Raw genomic sequence first — 23,710 nt, forward strand, 5'->3', positions numbered from 1 at the left:
GCGCACCAACCATCGGCGTTGTTTCAAGCCTTTGTTGTTTGGGCCACCCACTCAATCGCCTGAGGCGAGAGCTTGGTTCGTGTCCCGGTGGCCGCTCGGTTTCCCTGGCGACTTGGAGAACTTTACACGCCCCGAAAGGGCCCGAAACAGGGGGGTACCTTAACCGCGTTCCCGCAGGTCAGAGCCCTGTTTCGGGCCGTCGGCCGGGATCAGCCGCCGAGGCTGACGCCGGCGATGTTCCGCTTGCCCTTCCGCACCACGAGCCAGCGCCCGTGGAGCGCGTCGGACGCGGCCGGCTTCCACTCCTCGTCGGCGATCTTCACGTTGTTCACGTACGCCCCGCCTTCCTTCACGGTGCGGCGTGCGGCGCCCTTGCTGTCCACCAGTCCCCCGGCCAGCAGCAGGTCGACGATCGTCGACTCGTCCGACGCCTTGCCGGTCGGGACCTCGGCCATCGCCGCGTCGAGCGTCTTCGCGTCGAGCTCACCCAGCTCACCGCGCCCGAACAGCGCCTGGCTGGCGGCGATGACCTGCTTCGTCTGGTCCTCGCCGTGCACGAGGTCGGTGAACTCCTGCGCGAGCCGCTTCTGCGCCGCGCGCAGGTGGGGCCGCTGCTCGGTGTCCTCGGCCAGCGCGTCGATCTCCTCCCGGGTGAGGAAGGTGAACATCCGCAGGTAGCGCATCACGTCGGCGTCCCCGACGTTCACGAAGTACTGGTACCAGGCGTACGGCGAGGTCATCTCCGGGTCGAGCCACAGGTTGCCGCCGCCGGTGGACTTCCCGAACTTGCGGCCCTCGGCGTCGGTGACCAGGGGTGCCGTCAGCGCATGCGCGCTCCCGCTCTCGACCCGCCGGATCAGGTCGACGCCGCCGATGAGGTTGCCCCACTGGTCGGAGCCACCGACCTGCAGCTTGCAGCCGTACTGCCGGTAGAGCTGCAGGTAGTCCTGCGACTGCAGCAGCAGGTAGCTGAACTCGGTGTAGGACATGCCGTCGGACTCGAGCCGGCGCTTCACCGTCTCCCGGTTGAGCATCACGTTCACCGAGAAGTGCTTGCCGACGTCGCGCAGGAACTCCAGCACGTTCTGCTGGCCGGTCCAGTTCAGGTTGTTCTCGACCACGGCGCCCGTCGGCGACTCGTCGAACTCGACGAACCGCTCCAGCTGCCCGCGGATGCGCCCGGCCCACTCGGCGACGACGTCGAGGGTGTTGAGCGTGCGCTCCCCCGTGTCACGCGGGTCGCCGATCATGCCCGTCGCGCCGCCGGCCAGCACGATCGGCCGGTGCCCGGCGCGCTGGAAGCGCTTGAGCATCAGCAGCGGGACGAGGTTGCCGGCGTGCAGGCTGGGCGCGGTCGGGTCGAAACCGCAATAGAGGGTGAGGGGTCCCTGGTCGAGGTCTCGCCGCAAAGCGTCGATGTCGGTGGACTGCGCGATCAGGCCGCGCCAGGACAGCTCGTCAAGGATGTGCTCACTCACACCTGTAGATCCTCCCGCACCAGGTCAAGCGACTAACCCGCGGGGCGCACCTGCCGCCGTTTGCCGCCGCGCCGGTAGGCGGACACGGCGGGCGAGCCGTCGACCCAGAACCGCCATGGCGTGTCGATCCCCGTGGCGACGCCGACTCGCGGGCCGCTGCGGATCCGCTCGGGCGGCACCCGCTCGCCGACGCGCAGCCGGACCGGCGAAGCCGGGTCCGTGAGGTCCACGCCGTTCTGCGACAGATCCACGCGCAGCACGGACGTGAGGATGGCGGGTCCCTTGGCGACCTCGCCGTTCCCGCGGGCATTGGGTCGGCGGGCGCGCACGAGGTCCGCGCCCTGAACCACTTCGCCGGCGCGCAGGAGCACCCCGCCGGGCTCGTCTTCTTCCCCGCTGATGACGTTGGCGCAGAAGTGCATGCCGTAGACGAAGTACACGTACAGATACCCCGCCGGCCCCCACATCAGGGCGTTGCGCGGCGTCTTGCCCCGGAAACTGTGCGACGCCGGATCGTCGAAGCCGCGGTAGGCCTCGACCTCCACGAGCCGCACGCCGACGGTGCCGTCGGGCGCGTCGGCCTCGAGGACTGCGCCGAGCAGCAGGTGCCCCAGGTCGACCGGGTCCAGTGCCAGTTCCTCGCGCCGGAACAACCGGTCCACGCGTGCTCCCCTCGTTCCGCCCCAGCCTAACCGGCGGTTCCCGGGTGATCGGTCCGGCCGGGAAGCTCAGGCTCCCCGGCCGGGCCGGCGCGCTACTTCAGCCACTGCCGCACGGTCGTCACCCGGTCCACCAGGCGCTCGAGCTGCTCGGCGACGCGCTCGGGCGCCGTGCCGCCGCGGGCGTTGCGCGAACGCACCGATCCCTCGACGGTGAGCACCTCGCGCACGGCCGGCGTGAGGGCCGGGTTGATGGTGCGGAACTCCTCGTCGGTCAGCTCGTCGAGCCCGACGCCGCGGCCCTCGGCCACGCGCACGCTCTCCCCCGCCGCCTCGTGGGCCACGCGGAACGGCACGCCCTGGCGCACCAGCCACTCGGCGATGTCCGTGGCCAGCGTGAAGCCGGCCGGGGCCAGCTCGGCGAGCCGGTCGGTGTGGAAGGTCAGCGTGGCGAGCATGCCCGCGATCGCCGGGAACAGGAGCTCCAGCTGCTCGACCGAGTCGAACACCGGCTCCTTGTCCTCCTGCAGGTCGCGGTTGTACGCGAGCGGCTGCGCCTTCAGCGTCGCCAGCAGGCCCGTGAGGTTGCCGATGAGCCGGCCCGCCTTGCCGCGCGTGAGCTCCGCGACGTCGGGGTTCTTCTTCTGCGGCATGATCGAGCTGCCGGTGGCCCACGCGTCGTCGAGGGTCACGTAGCCGAACTCGGCGGTGTTCCAGATGATCACCTCTTCGGCGATCCGCGACAGGTTCACCGACAGCATCGCGACGGCGAAGGCGAACTCCGCCACGAAGTCGCGCGACGCGGTGCCGTCGATGGAGTTCTCCACGCTCGTGTCGAAGCCCAGCTCCGTGGCCACGGCCTCGGGGTCGAGGCCGAGCGACGAACCGGCCAGCGCACCCGAACCGTACGGCGACTCGGCGGTGCGGGCGTCCCAGTCGCGCAGGCGGGAGACGTCGCGCAGCAGCGCCTGGCCGTGGGCCAGCAGGTGGTGCGCCAGCAGGACCGGCTGCGCGTGCTGCAGGTGGGTTCGGCCGGGCAGAATGACCTCGGGGTGGCGCTGGGCCTGCGAGACGAGCGCGTCGACCACGTCGAGGGTGCCCGCGACCACGCGGCGCGCGGCGTCGCGCAGCCACATGCGGAACAGCGTGGCCACCTGGTCGTTGCGCGAGCGGCCCGCGCGCAGCTTGCCGCCCAGCTCCGTGCCCGCGCGCTCCAGCAGCCCGCGTTCGAGGGCGGTGTGCACGTCCTCGTCGGCCACGGTCGGTGTGAACGCGCCCGAGGCCACGTCCTGCGCGAGCGTGTCGAGTGCCTCGAGCATGCCCGCGAGCTCCGCGTCGGTGAGCAGCCCCGCCTTGCGCAGCACGCGGGCGTGGGCCCGCGAGCCGGCGATGTCGTAGGGCGCCAGGCGCCAGTCGAAGTGGGTGGAGGCGCTCAGCGCCGCCATCGCCTCGGCCGGTCCGCTGGCGAACCGGCCGCCCCACAGGGCCACCGGCTGGTCTTTCGCGCTCACGTTCTGCCTTTCTGCCTCGGGCGTCTCACGACGCCCGGTGGGTCGGGTGGTCCGGGTGCTCCTGCCCGGTCAGGGGACGGTACCGCCGGCCGACGGGGCGCAGGTGCCGGCCGCGTCCGGCGGGCTCTTCGCCGCGGCGCCCGGTGACGACGGCGGCACCGCCGTGGAACACCAGCCGGACGTCGCCGCACACCTGCTCCTGGCTCTGCCGCACGAACGCGTCGAGCGGCTCGCGCAGCGGCGAGGACCACAGCCCGTCGTGGACGAGCTCGGTCCAGCGCCGGTCGACCGAGCGCTTGAACCGGGCCAGGTCCCGGTCCAGGGTCAGGTTCTCCAGCTCCTGGTGCGCGGTGATCAGCACCCACGCGCCGGGGGCTTCGTAGATCTCCCGGTTGTCCGTGGCGAGGTCGAACCGGCCGACGCCGTGGGCGCCGGCGCGGTGCCCGAGCCGCAGCACGGCCTCGGCCACGCTCACCGTCTCGCCGTCGACCGCCACGGGCACGCCGCGGTCGAACGTGATCACGGCTTCGTCGGGCGCGTCGATGTTGGCCGCGGCGTCCTCGGTGTAGGCGAAGACGTCGCCGGGTCCGTGCCACGGGTCGGGGTCGGCGACCACGACGGAGCGGCCCCAGAGCGTGCGGTCGGGCGACAGCGTGCCCGGTTCGCGTGGCCAGACGACGTCGGCGTCGCGCGCCCGGGCGAGCGCGGTCACGTGTTTCTCGATCAGCGGGCGGGCCAGCGACCCGACGAGCGGATAGCGGTCGTACAGCAGCGCGTTGGCCTGCAGCGCCGGCAGGCAGTGTTCGTTCGCGAACTCGGCGCGCGCGTCGACCACGATCGCCTCGGCCGCGCCGGCCGCGAGGGCCCGCTCCCGCAGGGTCGTGAGGTCGACATCGCCCGCACCGAGGTCGACGGAGACCGCGACCACGTCCGTCTCCCGCGCGAGACGGGCCAGCGCGGCCGTGTCACCGGCGTAGGCGAGGACGGTGGTCACAGCTCCTCGCCCTCCGCCGAACGCCGGGCCAGCGTGGTGAACCGTTCCGCGAGATCCCTGCCGCTCAACGGTTCCCGGGCGATGACGGCCACGGTGTCGTCGCCGGCGATGGAACCGACGACCTCCTCGAGCGCGGCGCGGTCGATGGCGCTCGCGAGGAACTGCGCGGCGCCGGGCGGCGTGCGCAGCACCGTGAGGTTGCCGGACGCGTCGGCCGAGACGAGCAGTTCCGCGAGCAGCCGGGACAACCGCGACGTGCCGCCCTGCACCCCACGCACCGGGCTGCCGTCCTCGGGGATGACGTAGACCGGCGCCCCCGAGTCGGCGCCGCGCAGCTTCACGGCGCCGAGCTCGTCGAGGTCGCGCGACAACGTCGCCTGCGTGACCTCGATGCCCTCGGCCGCGAGCAGCTTGGCGAGCTCGGTCTGGCTGCGGATGGCCATCGTGGACACCAGCTCCGTGATGCGAGCCTGGCGCCCGACCCGGCTGCCGGTCATCGCCCGCTCTGCTCGAACAACCAGACCAGCAGCGCCTTCTGGGCGTGCAGACGGTTCTCGGCCTCGTCCCACACCGCGCTGGCCGGGCCGTCGAGCACCTCGTCGGTGATCTCCCAGCCGCGGTGCGCGGGCAGGCAGTGCAGCACGATGGCCTCGTCGGCGGCGCGCTTGAGCAGCTCGGTGTTGACCTGCAGCGCGCGGAACGGGCCGACGCGGTCGAGGCCGTCGTTCTCCTGGCCCATCGACGTCCAGGTGTCGGTGACCAGCACGTCGGCGCCGGCGACGGCGTCGTGCGGGTCGGTGAACACGGCCGCGCTGCCACCGGTCTCGGTGCCGCGGTGCTTCGCGTCGAGCATCACCTGCTGGTCCGGCTGGAAGCCCTCGGGCGAGACGACCCGCACGTGCATGCCCGCGGTCACGCCGCCGAGCAGCAGCGAGTGGGCCATGTTGTTGGCGCCGTCGCCGAGGTACACCAGCGTCAGCCCGGCGAGCTTGCCCTTGCGCTCGCGGATGGTCATGAGGTCGGTGAGGACCTGGCACGGGTGGAACTCGTCGGTGAGCGCGTTGACGACCGGCACCGACGCGACCGACGCCATGGAGTCGATGCGCTTCTGCGCGAAGGTGCGCCACACGATGCCGTCGACGTAGCGCGACAGGACGCGTGAGGTGTCCTCGATCGTCTCCTCGCGGCCCAGCTGCATCGACCGGCCGTCCACGATCACCGGGTGCCCGCCGAGCTGGCTGATGCCGACCTCGAACGAGAAGCGCGTGCGGGTGGAGTTCTTCTCGAAGATCGCCGTGACCGTCTTGCCGGCCAGGGACTTGTTGCCGAGCGGGTCGGCCTTGAGCGCGTCGGCCAGGTCCAGGAGCGCGGCCTGCTCGGCGGGGCTGACGTCGTCGTCGCGGAGGAAGTGGCGAGGCATCAGTTCGGGTCCTTCGTGGTGGTGGAGTCGAGCGCGTCCGGGAGTGCGGTCAGGAAGGCCTGGGCCTGCCCGGCCTCGAGCACGAGCGGCGGGGCGAGCCGGATGGTGTCCGGCGCGACGGGGTTGACGAGGTAACCGGATTCCTGCACGGCCTTGGCGACCGCGGCGGACACCGGCTCGCGCAGCGTGATGCCGAGCAGCAGCCCGGCCCCGCGCACGCCGCTGACGAGCGGGTGCCCGATCGCCTCGACACCGGTCGCGATGTCCTTGCCCAGCGAGGAAACGTGGTCGAGCAGGTTGTCGCGCGCAATGGTCCGCAGCACGGCCAGCCCGGCCGCGCAGCAGACCGGGTTCCCGCCGAACGTGGTGCCGTGCTGGCCCGGCTTCAGCAGATCGCCCGCCGCGCCGATGCCGATCACGGCACCGATCGGCAGCCCGCCGCCGAGGCCCTTCGCGAGCGTGATGAGGTCGGGGACGATCCCCGCCTGCTGGAACGCGAACCAGGTGCCGAGCCGGCCGATGCCGGTCTGCACCTCGTCGAGCACGAGCAGCGTGCCGGTGGCCTTGGTGATCTCGCGAGCCGCCTGCAGGTAGCCGTCGGGCGCGGGGATCACGCCGGCTTCGCCGAGCATCGGCTCGAGGAACACGGCGGCGGTGTCGGTGTCGACGGCCGCGCGCAGCGCTTCGACGTCGCCGAACGGCACGTGCGTGACCCCGGGGACCAGCGGCGCGAACGGTTCGCGCTTGCTCGGCTGACCGGTGAGCGACAGCGACCCCATCGTGCGGCCGTGGAACGCGCCCTCCGCCGCGACGACCTTGGTGCGGCCGGTCAGGCGGCTGATCTTCAGCGCGGCCTCGTTGGCCTCGGCGCCGGAGTTCACGAACAGGACCTTGCCCTGGCCGGTCAGGCCCGCGACGTCGAGCAGCGCCTCGGCGAGCTCCAGCGCGACCGGGTTCACGTACAGGTTCGACGTGTGGCCCAGCGTCGCGATCTGCTCGGAGACGGCGCGCACCACTTCTGGGTGGGCGTGGCCGAGCGCGTTGACCGCGATGCCGCCGACGAGGTCGAGGTACTCGGTGCCCTCGGCGTCCCACACCCGCGCGCCCTCGCCGCGGACAAGCGTCAGCCCGGGGGTGCCGTAGTTGTCCATCAGGGCCGACTGCCAGTGCTGCCGGCTCGCCTCGTTCGAGGTCGGGGTGGTCACGGGAGCTCCGTTCCTGGGTTCTCGGGGTTCGGGGTGGGTTCGGGGTTCGGGGTGGGCTCGGGGTTTGGGGTGGGCTCGGGGTAGACCATCGTGCCGATGCCTCGTGAGGTGAAGACCTCCAGCAGCACGGAGTGTGCGAGGCGCCCGTCGATCACGTGGGCGCGGTGCACGCCGCCGCGGACCGCGCGCACGCAGGCCTCCATCTTCGGGATCATGCCGCTGGCCAGCTCGGGCAGCATCTTCTCCAGCCGGTCGACCTGGATGCGGTCGATCAGCGACGAGCGATCGGGCCAGTTGGCGTAGAGGCCCTCGACATCGGTGAGCACCACGAGCTTCTCGGCGCCCAGCGCCGCGGCCAGCGCGCCCGCGGCGGTGTCGGCGTTGACGTTGTGCACCACGCCGTCGACGTCGGGCGCGACCGTGGACACCACCGGGATGCGCCCGGCGTTGACGATGTCGAGCACCGCGTCCGGGTTGACCGCGGCGACCTCGCCGACGAGCCCGATGTCGACCTGCTCACCGTCCACAGTGGCCTGTTTGCGTTCGGCGGTGAACAGGCGCGCGTCCTCGCCGGAGATGCCGACGGCGTACGGGCCGTGGGCGTTGATCAGGCCGACGAGCTCACGGCTGACCTGCCCGACCAGCACCATGCGGACGATGTCCATCGTCTCGGGCGTGGTCACGCGCAGGCCGCCCTTGAACTCGCCTTCGACGCCGAGCCGGGTGAGCATCGCGGTAATCTGCGGTCCCCCGCCGTGCACGACCACGGGGCGCAGGCCGGCGAGGCGCAGGAACACCATGTCCTGCGCGAACGCCGCCTTGAGAGTGTCGTCGATCATGGCGTTGCCGCCGTACTTCACCACCACGGTGGCGCCGTGGAACCGCTGCAGCCACGGCAGCGCCTCGATGAGCACCCCGGCCTTCTCGGCCGCCGTCTCGAGCCTTTCGTCCGCGGAAATCAGGTCCTCCGTGCCGGTCATGAGGAGTAGGCGCTGTTCTCTTCGACGTAGCCGTGGGACAGATCGGTGGTGTAGATCGTGGCCTCGGCCGAGCCGACGCCCAGGTCGACGACGACCTCGATGGCGCGCCCCGACAGGTCGGCGGCCGAGCGGTCCGCGGCGGTGGTGCCGGAGGCGAACAGCGTGACGCCGTTGATCGTGATCGACACCGTCTCAGGATCGATCCGCGCGGGCGCGCGGCCGAGCGCCATCGCGATGCGGCCCCAGTTGGGGTCGGAGCCGAACAGCGCCGTCTTCACGAGGTTGTCCTCGGCGATCGTGCGGGCGACCACCACGGCGTCGTCCTCGGACGCGGCGCCGCGCACCGTGACGTCGACGTCCTTGGTCGCGCCCTCGGAGTCGGCGCGCAGCTGCAGCACGAGGTCGTGCGCGACGGCGGTGAGCTGCTCGGTGAGCTCGGCTTCCGTCGGCTCGACCCCGCTCGCGCCGGACGCGAGCACCAGCACCGTGTCGTTGGTGGACGTGCCGCCGTCGACGTCGAGCCGGTCGTAGGTGACGCGGGTGGCGGCGCGCAGCGCGCGGTCGAGAACTTCCTTGTCCGCCACGGCATCGGTGGTGAGGACCGACAGCATCGTCGCGAGGTTCGGCGCGAGCATGCCGGCGCCCTTGGCAAACCCGCCGACGCTCCAGCCGTCCGCGTGAGCCGCGAACGCCTGCTTCGGCTTGGTGTCCGTGGTCATCACGCCGGAAGCCGCGTTCAGGCTCGCCTCGGCGCTCGCGTCGAGTGCCTTGACCGCACTGTCCACACCGGACAGCACCGCGGCCATCGGGAGCCGCTCGCCGATGAGACCGGTGGAGCACACGGCCACCTCGATCGCGCCGATGTCGAGGACCTCGGCGACCTTCTCCGCGGTGGCGTGCGTGTCCTGGAACCCGCCCGGACCGGTCGCGGCGTTGGCGCCGCCGGAGTTGAGCACGACCGCCTTGAGCTTCTGCTGCTTCAGGACTTCCTGCGACCACAGCACCGGCGCGGCCTTGATCACGTTGCGCGTGAACACACCAGCGGCGACGTCGAGCGGGCCGTCGTTCACGACCAGCGTGAGGTCGAGCGCGCCGGAGGCCTTGATGCCGGCGGCGACGCCGGCGGCGCGGAAACCCTTGGGGCCGGTGACGGTCACGGTGCCACTCCCACAGTGGAAAGTCCGGTGGCCTCGGGGAATCCGAGCGCCAGATTCATCGACTGGACGGCACCGCCTGCGGTGCCCTTGGTGAGGTTGTCGATCGAGCAGATCACGACCAGGCGGCCCGCGTCGGCGTCCACACCCACCTGAAGCTGGACGTTGTTCGACCCGAGCGTCGACGCCGTCGCGGGCCACATCCCCGCGGGCAGCAGCTGCACGAACGGCTCGGTGTCGTAGGCCTTCTCGTACACCTCGCGCACGGTGTTCTCGTCGACGTCGCCGATCAGGGGCGCGGTCGCCGTCGTGAGGATGCCGCGCGGCATCGGGGCGAGCACAGGCGTGAACGACACGGTGACGGGCTTTCCCGCCACGCCTGAGAGGTTCTGGGCGAACTCTGGCGTGTGCCGGTGCTTGCCCGCCACGCCGTACGCGCTGGCGGACCCCATCACCTCGGACCCGAGCAGGTTCGGCTTCAGGCTCTTGCCCGCGCCGGAAGTGCCGGTGACCGCCACGACCGTGACGTCCGGCTCGACCAGGCCCGCGGCCAGCGCCGGGGCGAGGGCGAGCGAGCCGCCGGTCGGGAAACAGCCGGGGACCGCGACGCGCTTGGTACCCACGAGCTTCTCGCGCGCGCCGGGCAGCTCGGGCAGGCCGTAGGGCCACTGTCCCGCGTGCTCGCCGCCGTACCAGCGCTGCCAGTCGGCCGGGTCCGCCAGCCGGTGGTCGGCGGCGAGGTCGACCACGAGCACGTCGGGTCCGAGCTGCGCCGCGACCTCGGCCGAATGACCGTGGGGCAGCGCGAGGAACACGACGTCGTGGCCGGCCAGCGTCTCCGTCGTCGTCTCGGCCAGCACACGCCCGGCCAGGGGCGCGAGGTGCGGCTGGTGCGTGCCCAGCAGCGTCCCCGCGCTGCTCGCCGCCGTCAGCGCACCGATCTCGACTTCCGGATGGGTCAGCAACAGGCGCAACAGTTCACCGCCCGCGTAGCCGCTCGCGCCGGCCACCGCGATCTTCACCGTCATACGCATGATTATGCACGACCATGCAATCTCAAACAAACAGGATTCCGCTGGGCCAGGTGTGTTTCCTGCCATGCCGAGGCGGAGCCAGGCCTGCCACGCCGGTCGTCCGCGCCGTTGTCGCAGCTCCCGGCGTCGCGGCGACCGGGCCGTTCGCACTTCACCCGATCGAGTGCTCTCGCCGGGGCCGTGCCCGCGGCCACGAGGGCCGCAGGCACGGCTGCTCACTGGTCCCCCTCGGCTGACTCGCGCAAGCTCGGCGGCGCGGGCAGGTGATGGCCCGGCCGTTCCGGGTCGCAGCCGACGCGCGGCAGGCGGGAGCGGATGCCGCCTGCCGTGCGCTCGAACCGGCGGGCCAGCTCGGCCACCGTGTCGCCCGCGAGCCACGCGGACTCCAGCTCCGCGTCGAGCTCGGCGCTCCACGGTTTCCCTTGCTGAGCGGGCCGTTCGCCCGATCTTCGGCGCGGCCCGCCCGCGAAGGCGTGGAGGCTGCCGGCCAGGAGGTCGGCCACCGCCGGAACCACGGCGGTGTCGAGGTCGAGCCTGCCGTGCACGACGGACTCCCCGTCAGGCCCCTCGCCGCCCACGGTGACCGTGACGCGGCTCTGCTCGGCCGTCTCGCCCGGGCGGGCGACGACGGCGATCTGGTACTGGACGTTTCCGGCCCGGACCTCGGTCCGGTGCTCTTCGATGATCGTCATGGCGGCGAAGGTAGCGCCCACCCCCGACAGAATCCGCTCACGGTCCGTGCCCGGCCGGGTGCGCTCCGAAATTGTCGGACCCGTGTCGTAGCGTTTTCGAGCGATCACGAACAGCGACCGAGGGGGTCCGATGGAAGGGCACGGATCAGGACCGGAGCACAGACACAGGGTGCCCCGATCCGGCGAACCGGACCGGGGCACCGGGAGGAAGGGATCAGAAGTGCGACAGCGTGCCCGTTTTGACCTGGGCCTGGGCTGGTGCCTCGCTCTTCTGCTGCGCGCCCGCCGCCGCCGGGACCGGCGCTGGCACGGGGTCGCACTGCGCGTCGGAGTGGTTGCCCGACGTGCGTTTGGGCAGCGCGCCCGTCGCGAGGTAGTCGGCGACCTTGTCGTCCACGCAGGCGACGCCCGACAGCGAGCCGGCGTGCGTAGTGCCGCCGGGGGCGCTGATCAGGCTCGACTCCGGGAACAGCTTGCGCACAGCGAGGCTGCCCGCGTACGGCGTCGCCGCGTCGAGTTCCTCGCTGATGAGCAGCACGCCACCGACCTTGCTGCCGTCCACCTTCACGGGCTTGCCGGCTTTGGCGGGCCAGTCACGGCAGGGCGCGTTGAACCACGCGTTGCCCCAGGTCTCGAACGGCGCGCGGAAGTACGTCGTCCAGTTGTCGAGGCGCCAGCGGTTCCAGCCGGCCGGCCACTGCACGTCGGTGCACTGGACGGCGCTGTAGACGGCGTACCCGTTGTCGTCACCGGGCGGGTTGGCGGCGTCGTAGAGGTTCTTGAGCGTCTGCCAGTCGCCGCGGTGCACCCAGCCGTCGAACGCCTTGGCCAGGTCTTCCCAGCCGAACACGTAGTAGCCGGCCTGCAGGAAGACGTCGGTCCACTCGTCGCCGCCGATCACGCCGCCCGCGGCCGAGCGGTCGAGCTTCTTCTGCTGGTCGTACCAAAGCGTCTCCACGGCGGACTCGGTCTTGCCGAGGTGGTAGACGTCGTCGTACTTCGCGAGCCAGCCGAAGTAGATCTTGATGTTGCGGTCGAAGGCCACGTCCTGGTCCAGGTTGGCCTGGTACCAGACCTTGCCCGGGTCGACGTTGCCGTCGAGCACCATGCGGCGCACGTTCTTCGGGTACAGCGTGCTGTAGACCTGGCCGAGGTAGGTGCCGTAGGAGAAGCCGTAGTAGTTGATCTGCTTCTCCCCCAGCGCCACGCGGAGGCTGTCCATGTCCTGCGCGACGTCGGTGGTCTTGATGTGCTCGAGGATGGCGCCGTTCTTCGCGCACGCCTTCGCGTAGCCCTCGGCCTTGGCGAGCCAGGTGCGTTCGAGCTGCGGCGTCGAAGGCACGTACGGCGGGCGGTCGTAGGAGAAGTAGCCGCCGTCGCACCGCACGGCCGGCTTGCTGGAGCCGACGCCGCGCGGGTCGAAGCCGATCCAGTCGTAGCTCTCGCCGGCACCGTGCGGCACGTACTGGCCGAGCACCGAGAGCCCGAGCCCGGAACCGCCGGGGCCGCCCGGGTTGACCAGCATCACGCCCTGGTACTGCGCGGACTTGTGCTTGATCCGCGACACGGCGACCTGCACCTTGACGCCGGAGGGTTTCGCGTAGTCCATCGGGGCCACGAGGAACCCGCACTCGGCGCCGGCGTTTCTCAGGCTCGTGGTCTGGCACGGCCCCCAGCTGATCGGCGGCGGGGTGTAGCCCGGCTTCGCCGCCCCCTGCGCTGCGGTGGCGGCCGGCGCGGCGGCCATCGTCCCGACCGCGACACCCGCGGCAGCCAGGACGGCAAGGATCTTCTTCACGGTGGCCCTCTTCGCTCGCGGGTTATCCGAATTGGTCGAAACTACCCACAACCCGGAACAATCTCCTCGCACGACACGACTTGCGCCAGCCGTCGCCCACCGCCGGCCGGCGCGGTGGAGGTGAGCGCGGATGGGTGTGGACAAGGCGTTGGTCTCGGCTGTCCGAACCGGACTCGCCGCCCGGGCGGACCCGGCGAAAGCGCCCGCCATGCAGGCGTACATGAAGTCGGCGATGCCGTATCGCGGGGTGGCCAAGCCCGCGCGCGCCGCGCTGATGAAAGAGGTCCTGGCCGCCCACGTTCTGCCCGATCGGGTGAGTTTTTCAACGACGGTGCTCGCCCTGTGGCGCGACGCGGAATTCCGCGAGGAGCGCTACGCGGCGATCGATCTGTCGGGCCACCGCGCGTACCGGCGGTGGCAGGACCCGGACCTGCTCGGCCTCTACGAGGAGCTCATCGTGGACGGTGCGTGGTGGGACTTCGTCGACGAGGTCGCGATCCGCCGCGTCGGCCCGATCCTGCGCGAGTACCGCGCGGACGTCACGCCGGTGCTCCTGCGCTGGGCCACCGACCCCGACCGCTGGCGGCGCCGCACCGCCGTCATCTGCCAGGTGTCGGCGAAGACGGCCGTCGACCACACGCTGCTGACGGCGGCGATCGAAGCCAACCTCGATGACCGGGACTTCTTCTTGAGGAAGGGCATCGGCTGGGCGTTGCGCGACCACGCCAAAACCGAGCCGGACTGGGTGCGCTCCTTTGTGCGCGACCACCCGGGGCTGTCCCCACTGTCCACACGGGAGGCTTTGAAGAACCTGACCTGACCACGATCGGCCGAACGAGCGGAGAGACCAGGCACGGAGCAGCCGCCGCCAGGCGCGGCACCAGCAGCCGATGACGGTACGGCTAGCGCTCTCTGCCGACCCCGCGACCGGGCGACCCCGGAGACGGGCCACGCAGCAGCCGCCGTGTATCGCCGAGCGAAGCGCACGACCCGGCTGAGGCGGGCAACCAGCGCAGCCTGGCCGCCGCGGGCGACCCCGCGGCGAAGGCCGAGACGACGCCCGCGAACCGAGCCGCTCAGGCCGGCATTCGGGGCACTGCCAGGCACCCAGCCGAGCGGCCACTCGCGGTGGGCGCCGGGCAGGCACCCGAAGTCGGTGCCAGGGCGGCACCCGGGCAGGCACCCCGGGACCAGCGCCCGACGGGCAACCGACGCTGGCACCCATGCCGGGCACCCGAGGCCCAACCCTCGACAGGCGCCCGTGGCAAGCAGCGGGCCGGCCGCTCGCAGCGAGCAGCCACAGCAGGCACTCTGGGTCAACGCCCGTGGCGGGCGGTCGTAGTGGGCGCTGGGCCCGGCGGGCACCCGGGGACGGCCCCTAGTGGGCCGTCGCCGCGCGTGCCCGCGACGGGTGTCCGAAGCCGATGCTTCGATGGGCGACCGAGTCAGCTACCGGGCTAGCCACTCGCAGCGCGCAGCCACGGCAGGCCGCTTTGGTCAGCGCCAGCGGCAAGCACTTGTGGCGGGCGCCGGCGCACGCCGGCGAACGGCCACACGCAGCGGGAAGCCCGGGGCTGCCATCCCGCGCACGCACCCGAGGCCGGCACCTGGGTGGACACCCGGCGCAAAGCGCCTGGGACTGCCACTCGCGGCAGCGACCCAGGGAGCCCACTCGTGAGTAGCCGTGGCAGGCGTCCGAGATGGCGCTGAGGCAGGAACTCGTGGCAGGCACCCGGGGTCGGCGCCGCCGCAGCCGCCAGAAGTCGGCACCGGGGCAGACACCCGGGGTCGCCGCCGCGGCAGGCAGTCGTAGTCGGCACCAGGGCAGGCACCCGGGGTCGCCGCCGCGGCAGGCAGTCGTAGTCGGCACCAGGCCAGGCACCCGAGGTGCGCGCCGCGGCAGGCAGTCGAAGTCGGCACCAGGCCAGGCACCCGGGCAGGCAGCGACCGGAGAGACGGCAGTGGGCCGGAAACTCCGCAGTGAGGCGGTGTCTCCGGCCCACTGGGCCGACGTCGGGCAGGTGCCAGGCTCGGGTCAGGCGCGCAGCGTGGCGCCGAAGCGGTCGCCGGCGGCGGAGACGGCGGCGTCGCGGGCCTTGGTGGCTTCGTCGACCGTCAGGGTGCGGTCCGGGGCGCGGAAGCGGAGCTTGTAGGCCAAGGACTGTTTGCCGTCGCCGATTTGGGTGCCGGTGTAGACGTCGAAGAGGGTGATGTCTTCGAGGAGGTCGCCGGCGCCCGAGCGGAGGACCTCGGCGAGGTCGGCGGACGGGACGTCGGAGGCGGCGACCAAGGCGACGTCGAGCAGCACCGGCGGGTAGGCCGACACGCTCGGGGCCGGGCGGGAGTCCGGCAGCGGGATGGCGTCGAGGTCGAGCTCCATCGCCACCGTGCGGGGCGGCAGGCCGAGGGCCTCGACGACCTTCGGGTGCAGCTCGCCCGCGTGGCCCACCGGCCAGTCGCCCACGCGCAGCTGGGCGCAGCGGCCCGGGTGCCACGGCGGGAGATCCGACGCCTGCACCGTGAGCTCCACGCCGGCGGCCTCGGCCACCAGGCGGGCGGCCTCGACGGCGTCGGCCCAGGAGGCCGGCTCGCCCTTGCCCCACCAGCCGGCGCGGCGGCGCAGGCCCGTGAGCACGACGGCGACGTGCACCGGCTGGGCGGGCACGGCGGCCTCCAGCACGGCGAGCTCCTCGTCGCTCGGCCGGTGCTCGACGCCGAGGTCCGGCACCTTCAGCTGGTGCGGCTTCGGCAGCACGACCTGGCCGATGTGGAAGAGCGACACATCCTTCATGCCGCGGGACACGTTGCGCTGCAGCGTGTCGAGCAGGCCGGGCAGCAGTGTCGTCGACATGCGGTCGTGGTCGGCCTCGAGCGGGTTGCGCACGCGGACGGTGTTGCGGCGCACGTCGTCCTCGGGCAGGCCGAAGGCGTCCCACACCGAGTCGCTGACGAACGGGAAAGGCAGCACCTCGACGTGACCCGCCTCGGCCAGCGCGCGGGCGACGCTGCGGCGGCGCTTCTGCTCCTCGGTGAGGCCACGGCCCGCGGGCGCCGCCGGCAGGACCGACGGGATGCTCTCGTAGCCCTCGAGCCGCAGCACCTCCTCGACGAGGTCGGCGGGCTGCACGAGGTCCGCGCGCCAGCTCGGCGGCGTCGCGGTGACCGACGAGATGCCGGCATCGCTGGTGCTCACCTGGACCTTGCAGCCGATCTGCGTGAGCCGCCGGACGGTGACGCCGCGCTCGTAGCGCACGCCCGCCACCTGGTCGGGCAGGTTGATCGGCATGGTGACCGGCGGCAGCGGCGCCACGCCGCCCTCGTCGGTACGGCCCGGCTGGATGGCGCCCTCGCCGTACTGGCGCAGCAGCCGGGCGGCCAGCTCGACGGCGGCCGCGCACAGACCCGGGTCGGTGAAGCGCTCGAAGCGCTTCGCCGCCTCCGAGAACAGCTTGTGGCGACGCGCCGTGCGGCTGATCGACGCGGGGTTCCAGTGCGCCGCTTCGAGAAGCACGTCGGTGCTCTCCGGGGTGATCTCCGTGCTGGCGCCACCCATGGTGCCCGCGAGCGAGATCACGCCGGAGTCGTCGGCGATCACGATGTCGTCGGCGTCGAGGGTGCGCACGACGTCGTCCAAAGTGGTCAGTTTCTCGCCCTGCCGAGCGCGCCGCACCACCAGGTCGCCCTGGATGGCGGTGGTCGCGAACGCGTGGAGCGGGTGGCCGAGCTCGAGCATCACGTAGTTGGTGACGTCGACCGCCAGCGAGATCGAGCGGATCCCGGCCAGCATCAGCCGGCGGCGCATCCACCACGGTGACGGGGCCGTGGCGTCGAGACCCTTCACGCGGCGCAGCACGAACCGCGGGCAGCCTTCGGGGTCCTCGACCCGCACCGGCCACGCGTCGCCCTCGGCCTCGGGGATGTCGAGCATCGCCGGGTCGCCGAACGGCACGTCGAGCGCATTGGACAGCTCGCGCGCGAGACCGCGGATCGACAGCGCGTAGCCGCGGTCCGGGGTCGGCGTGACCTCGATGACGGTGTCGGTGAGCCCCAGCAACGCGATCGCGTCGTCGCCCGGGCTCGCGGTGCCCGGCGGCAGCACGAGGATGCCGCTGTGGTCCTCGCCGAGGCCCAGCTCCTTGGCGGAGCAGATCATGCCGTCGCTGACCTTGCCGTACGTCTTGCGCGCGGCGATCTCGAAGTCGCCCGGCAGCACGACGCCCGGCAGCGCGACCACGACGAGGTCGCCCTCGGCGAAGTTGCTGGCACCGCAGACGATGCCGCGGGTCTTGATGCCGTGGGGGCCCTCGTTCTCGATCGGGCCTTCGTCGTCGTCCTCGTCGTCGTCCTCATCGGAGGAGCCGGTGTCCTCTTCGGACTCCGGCTCCTCGCCGACCTCGACGCGGCAGAACCGCACCGGCTTCTTGAAGCCCGTCAGTTCCTCGATCTCGGCGACGCGCCCGACCACGAGCGGGCCGGTCACGGGGCCGAGCTCGCTCAGCTCGTCGACCTCGATCCCGATCCGCACGAAGGCGTCGGCCAGGTCCTGGGGCGTGACCTCGTCACCCACGTCGAGGTGCTCGGTCAGCCAGCTCACCGGGACTCGCACTACGCCTCCGTTCCGAAGGGAAGGGTGAACCGGACGTCGCCTTCGACCATGTCGCGCATGTCCGGGATGCCGTTGCGGAACTGCAGGGTCCGCTCGATGCCCATGCCGAACGCGAAGCCCGAGTACACCTCGGGGTCGACGCCGCACGCGCGCAGCACGTTGGGGTTGACCATGCCGCAGCCGCCCCACTCGACCCAGCCGGGGCCGCCCTTCTTCTCCTCGAACCACACGTCCACCTCGGCGGAGGGCTCGGTGAAGGGGAAGAAGTGCGGGCGCAGCCGCGTCTTGGAGCTCTCGCCGAACATCGCGCGCGCGAACGCGTCGAGCGTGCCCTTGAGGTGGGCCATGGTGATGCCCTTGTCCACGGCCAGGCCCTCGACCTGCGTGAACACCGGCGTGTGCGTGGAGTCCAGCTCGTCGGTGCGGTAGGTGCGGCCCGGGCACACGACGTAGACCGGCAGGTCGCGGTGCAGGAGGCTGCGGGCCTGCACGGGCGAGGTGTGCGTGCGCAGCACCAGCCCGGAGTCCTCTTCGCCCACGTAGAACGTGTCCTGCAGCTGGCGTGCGGGGTGGTCCTTGCCGAAGTTCAGCGCGTCGAAGTTGAACCACTCGGCCTCGAGCTCGGGGCCCTCCGCGACCTCGTAGCCCATCGCGATGAAGGCGTCGGCCACGCGCTCGGACACGGTGCTGATCGGGTGTCGGGCACCACGCGGGATCTGGTCCCACGGCAGCGTGACGTCGACGGCCTCTTCGCGCAGCACGTGCTCGTCCCGCTCGGCCTGCAGCACGGCACGGCGCTCGTCGAACGCGGCCTGGACGGCCTGGCGGGCCTCGTTGACCCGCTTGCCGGCGTCGGCCTTCTCCTGCTTGGACAGCGCGCCGATGGCCCGGCGCGCGAGCAGCAGCGGCGCCTGGTCCCCGAGGTGCGCCGGCTTGACGGCGGCGAGCGCCTCCAGGTCGGCAGCGCCCGCGAAGGCCTCTTCGGCCGCCTTGATCGCCGCACGCAGGGTTTCCGGTGCGAGCACGTCGACCGGCTTGTCTGTGGCTCCGGACATGACTCCTCGGCGTCCACTGGGACGGGTTGAGCGGCAGCGCACGGGCAGGCAGCCGCACGTGCACATCGGGCAGCCCAGTCTAGGGGATCGGCCGAGGGCCCCGGCCGCTCACCCTCCGCTAACGAGCGTGCCTCCGCACCGGCTGCGATCGGCCGCGCACGACGGCGCCGGTCAGCGGTGCGCGGCCATCGCGGCGGTGTACACGCAGACGGCGGCCGCCGTGGCCAGGTTGAGGCTTTCGGCCTTGCCGTAGAGCGGGATGCGGACGGCGGTATCGACCGCCGACAGGACCGACTGCGACAAGCCGTGGGCTTCGTTGCCGAAGATCCACGCGACCGGGTCACCGAACGTGATCTCTTCGAGTGAACGGTCCGCGTAGCCGTGGGCGGCCACTGTGCGCAGGCCGGCGGCGGTCAGCGACGACAGCACCGCCGGGATGTCGCGCTCGCGGGCCAGGGGGACCTGGAAGGTGCTGCCGGCGGCGGCGCGCACGCTCTTGCCGTTGTGCGGGTCGACGGTGTCGCCCGCGAGGACCACGGCGTCGGCGCCCGCGGCGTCGGCCACGCGGATCACCGTGCCGGCGTTGCCGGGCTCGGCGACGTCCACGAGGACGACCACGAGCCGGGCACCGGTCAGCACCGTCGCGAGTGGACGGTCGACCAGGGCGCACACGGCCACGAGGCCTTGCGGCGTCACGGTTTCCGACAGGCCCTCGGCGGCGCGGTCGGTGACGAGCGAGACCGCCACCCCCGCCGAGGAGGCCGACGCGATCAGCTCGGGGTGGGCCGCGGCCGCGCGCTCGGTGGCGAACAGCTCGAAAACGGTGCCGTGCGCCAGCGCGGCCTCGACGGCGTTGACGCCTTCGGCCAGGAAACGGCCGGTCTTCTCGCGTTCCGCGCGGCGCGTCAGCTTGCGCGCAGCAACGACCCGGGGGGTCCGTTCGGTGAACGGAACCGCCCCGGGTCGCGGAAAACTGCCGGTCAGGCCGACTTCGCTTCGCCGGTGTTGACGTTCGCCTTGGCGAGCTCGGCGAGCGCCGTGAAGGCGGCGGCGTCGTTGACCGCGAGGTCCGCGAGGATCTTGCGGTCGACCTCGACACCGGCGACCTTGAGGCCCTGGATGAACCGGTTGTAGGTCACGCCGTTGGCACGAGCGGCCGCGTTGATGCGGGTGATCCACAGCTGGCGGAAGTCACCCTTGCGCGCACGGCGGTCGCGGTAGGCGTAGTTGAGCGAGTGAAGCGTCTGCTCCTTGGCCTTGCGGTACAGCCGCGAGCGCTGGCCGCGGTAGCCGCTGGCCAGTTCGAGAGTTGACCGACGCTTCTTCTGGGCGTTGACCGCCCGCTTGACGCGTGCCACTGGTCCATCCTGTCGATTCGGGGGGCGCGGTGGCGCCCGGGGTGATCAGTACGTGTGCGGAGGGTGGCTCAGGCTCAGATGCCGAGCAGGCGCTTGACGCGGCCGGCCTCGGTCTTGGCGAGCTCCGTGGTGCCCTCGAGACGCCGGGTGAGGCGGTTGGACTTCTTCTCCATCAGGTGGCGGCGGCCGGCCTTCTGGCGGCGCAGCTTGCCCGTGCCCGTCACGCGGATCCGCTTGGACGTACCGCTGTGCGTCTTCATCTTCGGCATGGTTGTTCTGTCCTCTTCCGTGCGGCGGCACACCGGTGCCCCGGTGTGCCGCTGACTGTGCTGGGCGCTGCGGGAGGCGTTATGCCTCGGGAGCCGTCTCGGCCTTCGCGACCTTCGGCTTCACGTTCTTGTGCGGGGCCAGCACCATGATCATGTTGCGCCCGTCCTGCTTGGGCGACGATTCGACGAAGCCCAGCTCGGTCACGTCGTCGGCCAGCTTCTGCAGCAGCCGGAAACCGAGTTCCGGCCGGGACTGCTCGCGACCGCGGAACATGATCGTGACCTTGACCTTGTTGCCGGCCGCCAGGAACCGTGACACGTGACCCTTTTTGGTCTCGTAGTCGTGCTGGTCGATCTTCGGACGCAGCTTCTGTTCCTTGATGACGGTCAACTGCTGGTTGCGGCGGGACTCGCGGGCCTTCTGCGCGCTCTCGTACTTGAACTTGCCGAAGTCCATGAGCTTGCATACGGGCGGGCGGGCCTGGGGCGCGACCTCGACGAGGTCGAGATCGTTCTCCTGTGCCAGCCGCAGCGCATCTTCGATCCGGACGATGCCGACCTGCTCGCCGTTGGGTCCGACGAGCCGGACTTCCGGCACCCGGATACGTTCGTTGATGCGTGTCTCGGAGCTGATGGGGCCTCCTTGGTCCGAGTGACTACTTCTCTTCTCGACCTGGTGCCCACATGACTCAGGCCCCGTCTCCGGCATACAACCGGTTCACGGGGCCCGCTCTGTCTCCGATCGCGCCCGATCGCGAGGATCGAACGCTTCGCCGGAGCGACAGATGTACCGACATCCACCACTTCGGCGAGACCGGACCCGGACACCTGAGGCGGTGACGCGGGTGGGAGCGGGGCTCCACTTGCCGCCCCCGATTCCTCGGGAGCTGGTCGCTCGTGGAAGGGTACCAGACGTGTCAGAACAACCTTCGGAACAGCCCCCCTATTCCCCGGACGTCCGCGACCTGGAGGACATCCCGAGCGTCGAGGTGATCAGCCGCGCGGCCGTGATGCTGATGTCGGCCGCGGCCGAACGCCTGGGCCTGGCCGACGCCGACCCGGACACCTCACCCCACCGTGACCTCGACGAAGCGCGCCGGCTGATCACGGCGCTGGCCGGGCTCGTCACGTCGTCCGTAGAGTACCTGGGCCTGCACGCCGGCCCGCTGCGCGACGGGCTGCAGTCGCTGCAGAAGGCGTTCCGCGAAGCCTCCGCCGTCCCCGACGCGCCGGGCCAGGGCCCGGGTGAAAAGTTCACCGGCCCGGTTCACTGACCGTCGCTTCCGAGGCCCGTCCGCCACCCGCGGACGGGCCTTCTTCGTCCCGAAGTCCTCAGGTCCCCGTGTCCCCGAGTCCCGACGGCCTTGCCGAACCGCCCGAAAGACATCTAACATGTTAGATGTGAGTCCGCTCCCCAAAGTCACCCGGCCACTGCTGCGCGACGAGGCCTACGACCGCATCCGCCAGGCCATCATCGACGGCAGCCTCGCCCCCGGCACCCCGCTGCGCGACGCCGACCTGGCCGACGAGCTCGGCCTGTCCCGCGCTCCCGTGCGCCAGGCCCTGCTGCGTCTGGCCGGCGACGGGCTCGTGGAGTCCAAACCGCAGAGCTACACGCGGGTGGCCGCGATCGCGGGCGACGAGGTGCGCGACGCCGTCCAGCTGGTGCGCGCGCTGCACGAGTTCGCCATTCGCCAGGCCCTCCCCCGGCTCGGCACCGAGCAGGTCGCCGAGATGCGCGCGGCGAACGAGCGCTTCGCCGCCGCCGTGGCCGAGGGAGAGGTGGCCGCGGCGATCGCGGCCGACGACGAGCTGCACGACGTGCCCGTGCGCGCGTGCGGCAACCGCGCCGTCGCCGCGACGGTGGAGCGCTACACCCCGTTGCTGCGCCGGCTCGAGTACGCGCGCTTCAGCTCCCTGCCCGCACACCGCTCGGTCCGGCGGCACACCGAGCTCGTCGACGCGATCGAAGCCGGCGACGCCGACACCGCCGCCGCTGTCACCTCGACCATCTGGTCGGACCTCGAAGCAAGCCTGGAGACCCCGTGAGCCTCGCCGACTTCCCGCGTTTCCCCCTGATGATCGGCCCGTCGCCGATCCACCGGCTCGACCGCCTCACCGAACACCTCGGCGGCGCGGAAATCCGGGCCAAGCGCGAAGACCTCAACTCCGGTCTCGCCTACGGCGGCAACAAGACCCGCAAGCTCGAATACCTCGTGGCCGACGCGCTCGCCCAGGGCGCCGACACGCTCGTGTCCATCGGCGGCGTGCAGTCCAACCACACTCGCCAGGTGGCCGCGGCCGCCGCCCGCGCGGGGCTGAAAGCCGTGCTGGTGCAGGAAAGCTGGGTCGACTGGCACGCCCCGCTGCACGACAAGGTCGGCAACATCCAGCTGTCGCGGATCATGGGCGCCGACGTCCGGCTCGTCGAGGCCGGCTTCGGCATCGGGTTCAAGGAGAGCTGGGAGCAGGTCCTCGCGGAGGTCCGGGACGCCGGCGGCAAGCCGTACGCGATCCCGGCCGGCGCGTCCGACCACCCGCTGGGCGGGCTCGGGTTCGCGGGCTGGGTCGCGGAGCTGGAACAACAGGAGCGAGACCTCGGTGTCTTCTTCGACACCGTGGTGGTCTGCTCGGTCACCGGCAGCACCCAGGCCGGGATGGTGGCGGGCGCCGCACTGGGCGGACGACCCCGCCGCATCCTCGGGATCGACGCGTCGGCCAAGCCCGCCGAGACGCGCGACCAGATCACCCGCATCGCCGAGCACACCGCCGAGCTCATCGGCGCGCCCGGCATCGGAGACGTCGAGCTCGACGAGCGCTACCACGCGGGTGTCTACGGCATCCCCGACGAGTCCACTCTGGACGCCATCCGCACGGCGGCGCGGCTCGAAGGCATGATCACCGACCCGGTGTACGAGGGGAAGTCCATGGCCGGACTCATCGATCTCGTGCGCCGCAGCGAGATCCCCCGCGAGTCGACCGTGCTCTACGCGCACCTCGGCGGTCAGCCGGCGATCAACGCCTACACGAGCGTGCTGGGCTGACCGGGTTCGCCCGGGCCCGCCACCCCGGCGAGCCCAGGCGAACCCGGCGAAACCCGGGAGGCCGGACTCAGTCGAGCACGCACAGCACGTCGATCTCCACGAGGAGACTGGCGGGCAGGCCGACGTAGACGGTGGTGCGGGCCGAGTGCGGGCCTTCCCCGATCAGCTCGTTGTAGACCTCGTTGAACGGGCCGAAGTGGCTCGTGTCGGTGAGGTACACGCGCACCATCACCGCGTCGGCCCAGCCCGAACCGGCCTCGGTGAGCAGGGCCTCGATGTTCTTGAACACCTGCCGCGTCTGCGTCGCGATGTCGTCGCCGACGACCGCGCCGGTCGCGGGGTCGAACGCGACCGTGCCCGCGATCTGCAGGATGTTGCCCTTGCGGACGGCCTGCGAGAACTTCGCCGGCGGCTTCGGCGCGTTCTCGGTCGTGATCGCCGTCTTGCCCATCA

Annotated in this window: 23 protein-coding genes; 4 read left to right on the forward strand and 19 right to left on the reverse strand. The window is 71.7% G+C overall.

What is annotated here, in order from left to right:
- Window positions 1-209: 209 nt before the first annotated feature.
- The 12 genes from tyrS to ACFY1H_RS23360 form a co-directional block, all read right to left on the reverse strand.
- Window positions 210-1,478 carry a tyrosine--tRNA ligase gene (tyrS, locus tag ACFY1H_RS23305; RefSeq protein WP_386949436.1) on the reverse strand — a complete coding sequence of 423 codons (1,269 nt, stop codon included), beginning with the start codon at window positions 1,476-1,478 and terminating at the stop codon, window positions 210-212.
- Between the two features lie 32 nt (window positions 1,479-1,510).
- Window positions 1,511-2,140 (reverse strand): DNA-3-methyladenine glycosylase, encoded by a 630-nt coding sequence (locus ACFY1H_RS23310; RefSeq protein WP_366590542.1) that lies wholly within the window; start codon window positions 2,138-2,140, stop codon window positions 1,511-1,513.
- A 92-nt stretch (window positions 2,141-2,232) separates the two neighbouring features.
- Window positions 2,233-3,648, reverse strand: a complete 1,416-nt coding sequence (gene argH, locus ACFY1H_RS23315; protein WP_366590540.1) for an argininosuccinate lyase — start codon at window positions 3,646-3,648, stop codon at window positions 2,233-2,235.
- 25 nt (window positions 3,649-3,673) lie between these two features.
- The gene (locus tag ACFY1H_RS23320; protein WP_386949439.1) at window positions 3,674-4,642 is read right to left on the reverse strand and encodes an argininosuccinate synthase domain-containing protein; all 969 of its coding nucleotides are present in this window, start codon (window positions 4,640-4,642) and stop codon (window positions 3,674-3,676) included.
- On the reverse strand, window positions 4,639-5,139 hold the full coding sequence (locus ACFY1H_RS23325) for an arginine repressor (protein ID WP_366590535.1): 501 nt from the start codon (window positions 5,137-5,139) through the stop codon (window positions 4,639-4,641). The genes ACFY1H_RS23320 and ACFY1H_RS23325 overlap by 4 nt, the downstream gene beginning before the upstream one ends.
- Complete coding sequence (gene argF / locus ACFY1H_RS23330) at window positions 5,136-6,062, reverse strand: ornithine carbamoyltransferase (RefSeq protein WP_366590532.1); 927 nt, start codon at window positions 6,060-6,062, stop codon at window positions 5,136-5,138. The genes ACFY1H_RS23325 and argF overlap by 4 nt, the downstream gene beginning before the upstream one ends.
- Window positions 6,062-7,267, reverse strand: a complete 1,206-nt coding sequence (locus ACFY1H_RS23335; protein ID WP_366590529.1) for an acetylornithine transaminase — start codon at window positions 7,265-7,267, stop codon at window positions 6,062-6,064. The genes argF and ACFY1H_RS23335 overlap by 1 nt, the downstream gene beginning before the upstream one ends.
- Window positions 7,264-8,247: an acetylglutamate kinase gene (gene argB / locus ACFY1H_RS23340; protein ID WP_386949444.1), complete on the reverse strand. Its 984-nt coding sequence runs from the start codon at window positions 8,245-8,247 to the stop codon at window positions 7,264-7,266. The genes ACFY1H_RS23335 and argB overlap by 4 nt, the downstream gene beginning before the upstream one ends.
- Window positions 8,244-9,404, reverse strand: coding sequence for a bifunctional glutamate N-acetyltransferase/amino-acid acetyltransferase ArgJ (gene argJ / locus ACFY1H_RS23345; protein ID WP_386949447.1), 1,161 nt, complete (start codon window positions 9,402-9,404; stop codon window positions 8,244-8,246). Before argJ ends, argB begins: the two co-directional genes overlap by 4 nt.
- Window positions 9,401-10,429: an N-acetyl-gamma-glutamyl-phosphate reductase gene (argC, locus tag ACFY1H_RS23350; RefSeq protein ID WP_386949450.1), complete on the reverse strand. Its 1,029-nt coding sequence runs from the start codon at window positions 10,427-10,429 to the stop codon at window positions 9,401-9,403. Before argC ends, argJ begins: the two co-directional genes overlap by 4 nt.
- 221 nt (window positions 10,430-10,650) lie before the next feature.
- Window positions 10,651-11,127, reverse strand: coding sequence for a helix-turn-helix domain containing protein (locus ACFY1H_RS23355; RefSeq protein WP_386949452.1), 477 nt, complete (start codon window positions 11,125-11,127; stop codon window positions 10,651-10,653).
- 214 nt (window positions 11,128-11,341) lie between these two features.
- Window positions 11,342-12,925: an alpha/beta hydrolase gene (locus ACFY1H_RS23360; protein ID WP_386949455.1), complete on the reverse strand. Its 1,584-nt coding sequence runs from the start codon at window positions 12,923-12,925 to the stop codon at window positions 11,342-11,344.
- 130 nt (window positions 12,926-13,055) lie between these two features.
- Between ACFY1H_RS23360 and ACFY1H_RS23365 the strand changes: the two genes are divergently transcribed.
- Window positions 13,056-13,745 carry a DNA alkylation repair protein gene (locus ACFY1H_RS23365; protein WP_366581640.1) on the forward strand — a complete coding sequence of 230 codons (690 nt, stop codon included), beginning with the start codon at window positions 13,056-13,058 and terminating at the stop codon, window positions 13,743-13,745.
- Between the two features lie 1,215 nt (window positions 13,746-14,960).
- Here ACFY1H_RS23365 and pheT read toward each other — a convergent pair.
- The 6 genes from pheT to infC form a co-directional block, all read right to left on the reverse strand.
- Window positions 14,961-17,531: a phenylalanine--tRNA ligase subunit beta gene (pheT, locus tag ACFY1H_RS23370; protein WP_386949460.1), complete on the reverse strand. Its 2,571-nt coding sequence runs from the start codon at window positions 17,529-17,531 to the stop codon at window positions 14,961-14,963.
- Window positions 17,531-18,586, reverse strand: coding sequence for a phenylalanine--tRNA ligase subunit alpha (pheS, locus tag ACFY1H_RS23375; RefSeq protein ID WP_386949463.1), 1,056 nt, complete (start codon window positions 18,584-18,586; stop codon window positions 17,531-17,533). The genes pheT and pheS overlap by 1 nt, the downstream gene beginning before the upstream one ends.
- A 171-nt stretch (window positions 18,587-18,757) precedes the next feature.
- A complete protein-coding gene (locus tag ACFY1H_RS23380; protein ID WP_386950501.1) occupies window positions 18,758-19,570 on the reverse strand; it encodes a TrmH family RNA methyltransferase in 813 nt (270 codons plus the stop codon).
- Window positions 19,567-19,944, reverse strand: a complete 378-nt coding sequence (gene rplT, locus ACFY1H_RS23385; protein WP_360606056.1) for a 50S ribosomal protein L20 — start codon at window positions 19,942-19,944, stop codon at window positions 19,567-19,569. Before rplT ends, ACFY1H_RS23380 begins: the two co-directional genes overlap by 4 nt.
- Before the next feature lie 74 nt (window positions 19,945-20,018).
- Window positions 20,019-20,213, reverse strand: coding sequence for a 50S ribosomal protein L35 (gene rpmI / locus ACFY1H_RS23390; protein WP_086672342.1), 195 nt, complete (start codon window positions 20,211-20,213; stop codon window positions 20,019-20,021).
- Between the two features lie 79 nt (window positions 20,214-20,292).
- A complete protein-coding gene (gene infC / locus ACFY1H_RS23395) occupies window positions 20,293-20,922 on the reverse strand; it encodes a translation initiation factor IF-3 (RefSeq protein WP_366581637.1) in 630 nt (209 codons plus the stop codon).
- 205 nt (window positions 20,923-21,127) lie between these two features.
- On the opposite strand from infC, the gene ACFY1H_RS23400 reads away from it, so the two are divergent.
- The 3 genes from ACFY1H_RS23400 (at window position 21,128) to ACFY1H_RS23410 (ending at window position 23,257) form a co-directional block, all read left to right on the forward strand.
- Entirely contained in the window at window positions 21,128-21,487 is a 360-nt protein-coding gene (locus ACFY1H_RS23400) for a DUF1844 domain-containing protein (RefSeq protein ID WP_366581636.1), read from the forward strand.
- 127 nt (window positions 21,488-21,614) lie between these two features.
- A complete protein-coding gene (locus ACFY1H_RS23405; RefSeq protein WP_386949468.1) occupies window positions 21,615-22,262 on the forward strand; it encodes a GntR family transcriptional regulator in 648 nt (215 codons plus the stop codon).
- The gene (locus tag ACFY1H_RS23410) at window positions 22,259-23,257 is read left to right on the forward strand and encodes a 1-aminocyclopropane-1-carboxylate deaminase (protein ID WP_386949470.1); all 999 of its coding nucleotides are present in this window, start codon (window positions 22,259-22,261) and stop codon (window positions 23,255-23,257) included. Before ACFY1H_RS23405 ends, ACFY1H_RS23410 begins: the two co-directional genes overlap by 4 nt.
- 67 nt (window positions 23,258-23,324) lie before the next feature.
- On the opposite strand, the gene ACFY1H_RS23415 is transcribed toward ACFY1H_RS23410, so the two are convergent.
- Complete coding sequence (locus ACFY1H_RS23415; RefSeq protein WP_366581633.1) at window positions 23,325-23,708, reverse strand: RidA family protein; 384 nt, start codon at window positions 23,706-23,708, stop codon at window positions 23,325-23,327.
- Window positions 23,709-23,710: the final 2 nt, after the last annotated feature.

This window comes from Amycolatopsis sp. NPDC001319 (assembly GCF_042896185.1).
GTDB lineage: Bacteria > Actinomycetota > Actinomycetes > Mycobacteriales > Pseudonocardiaceae > Amycolatopsis.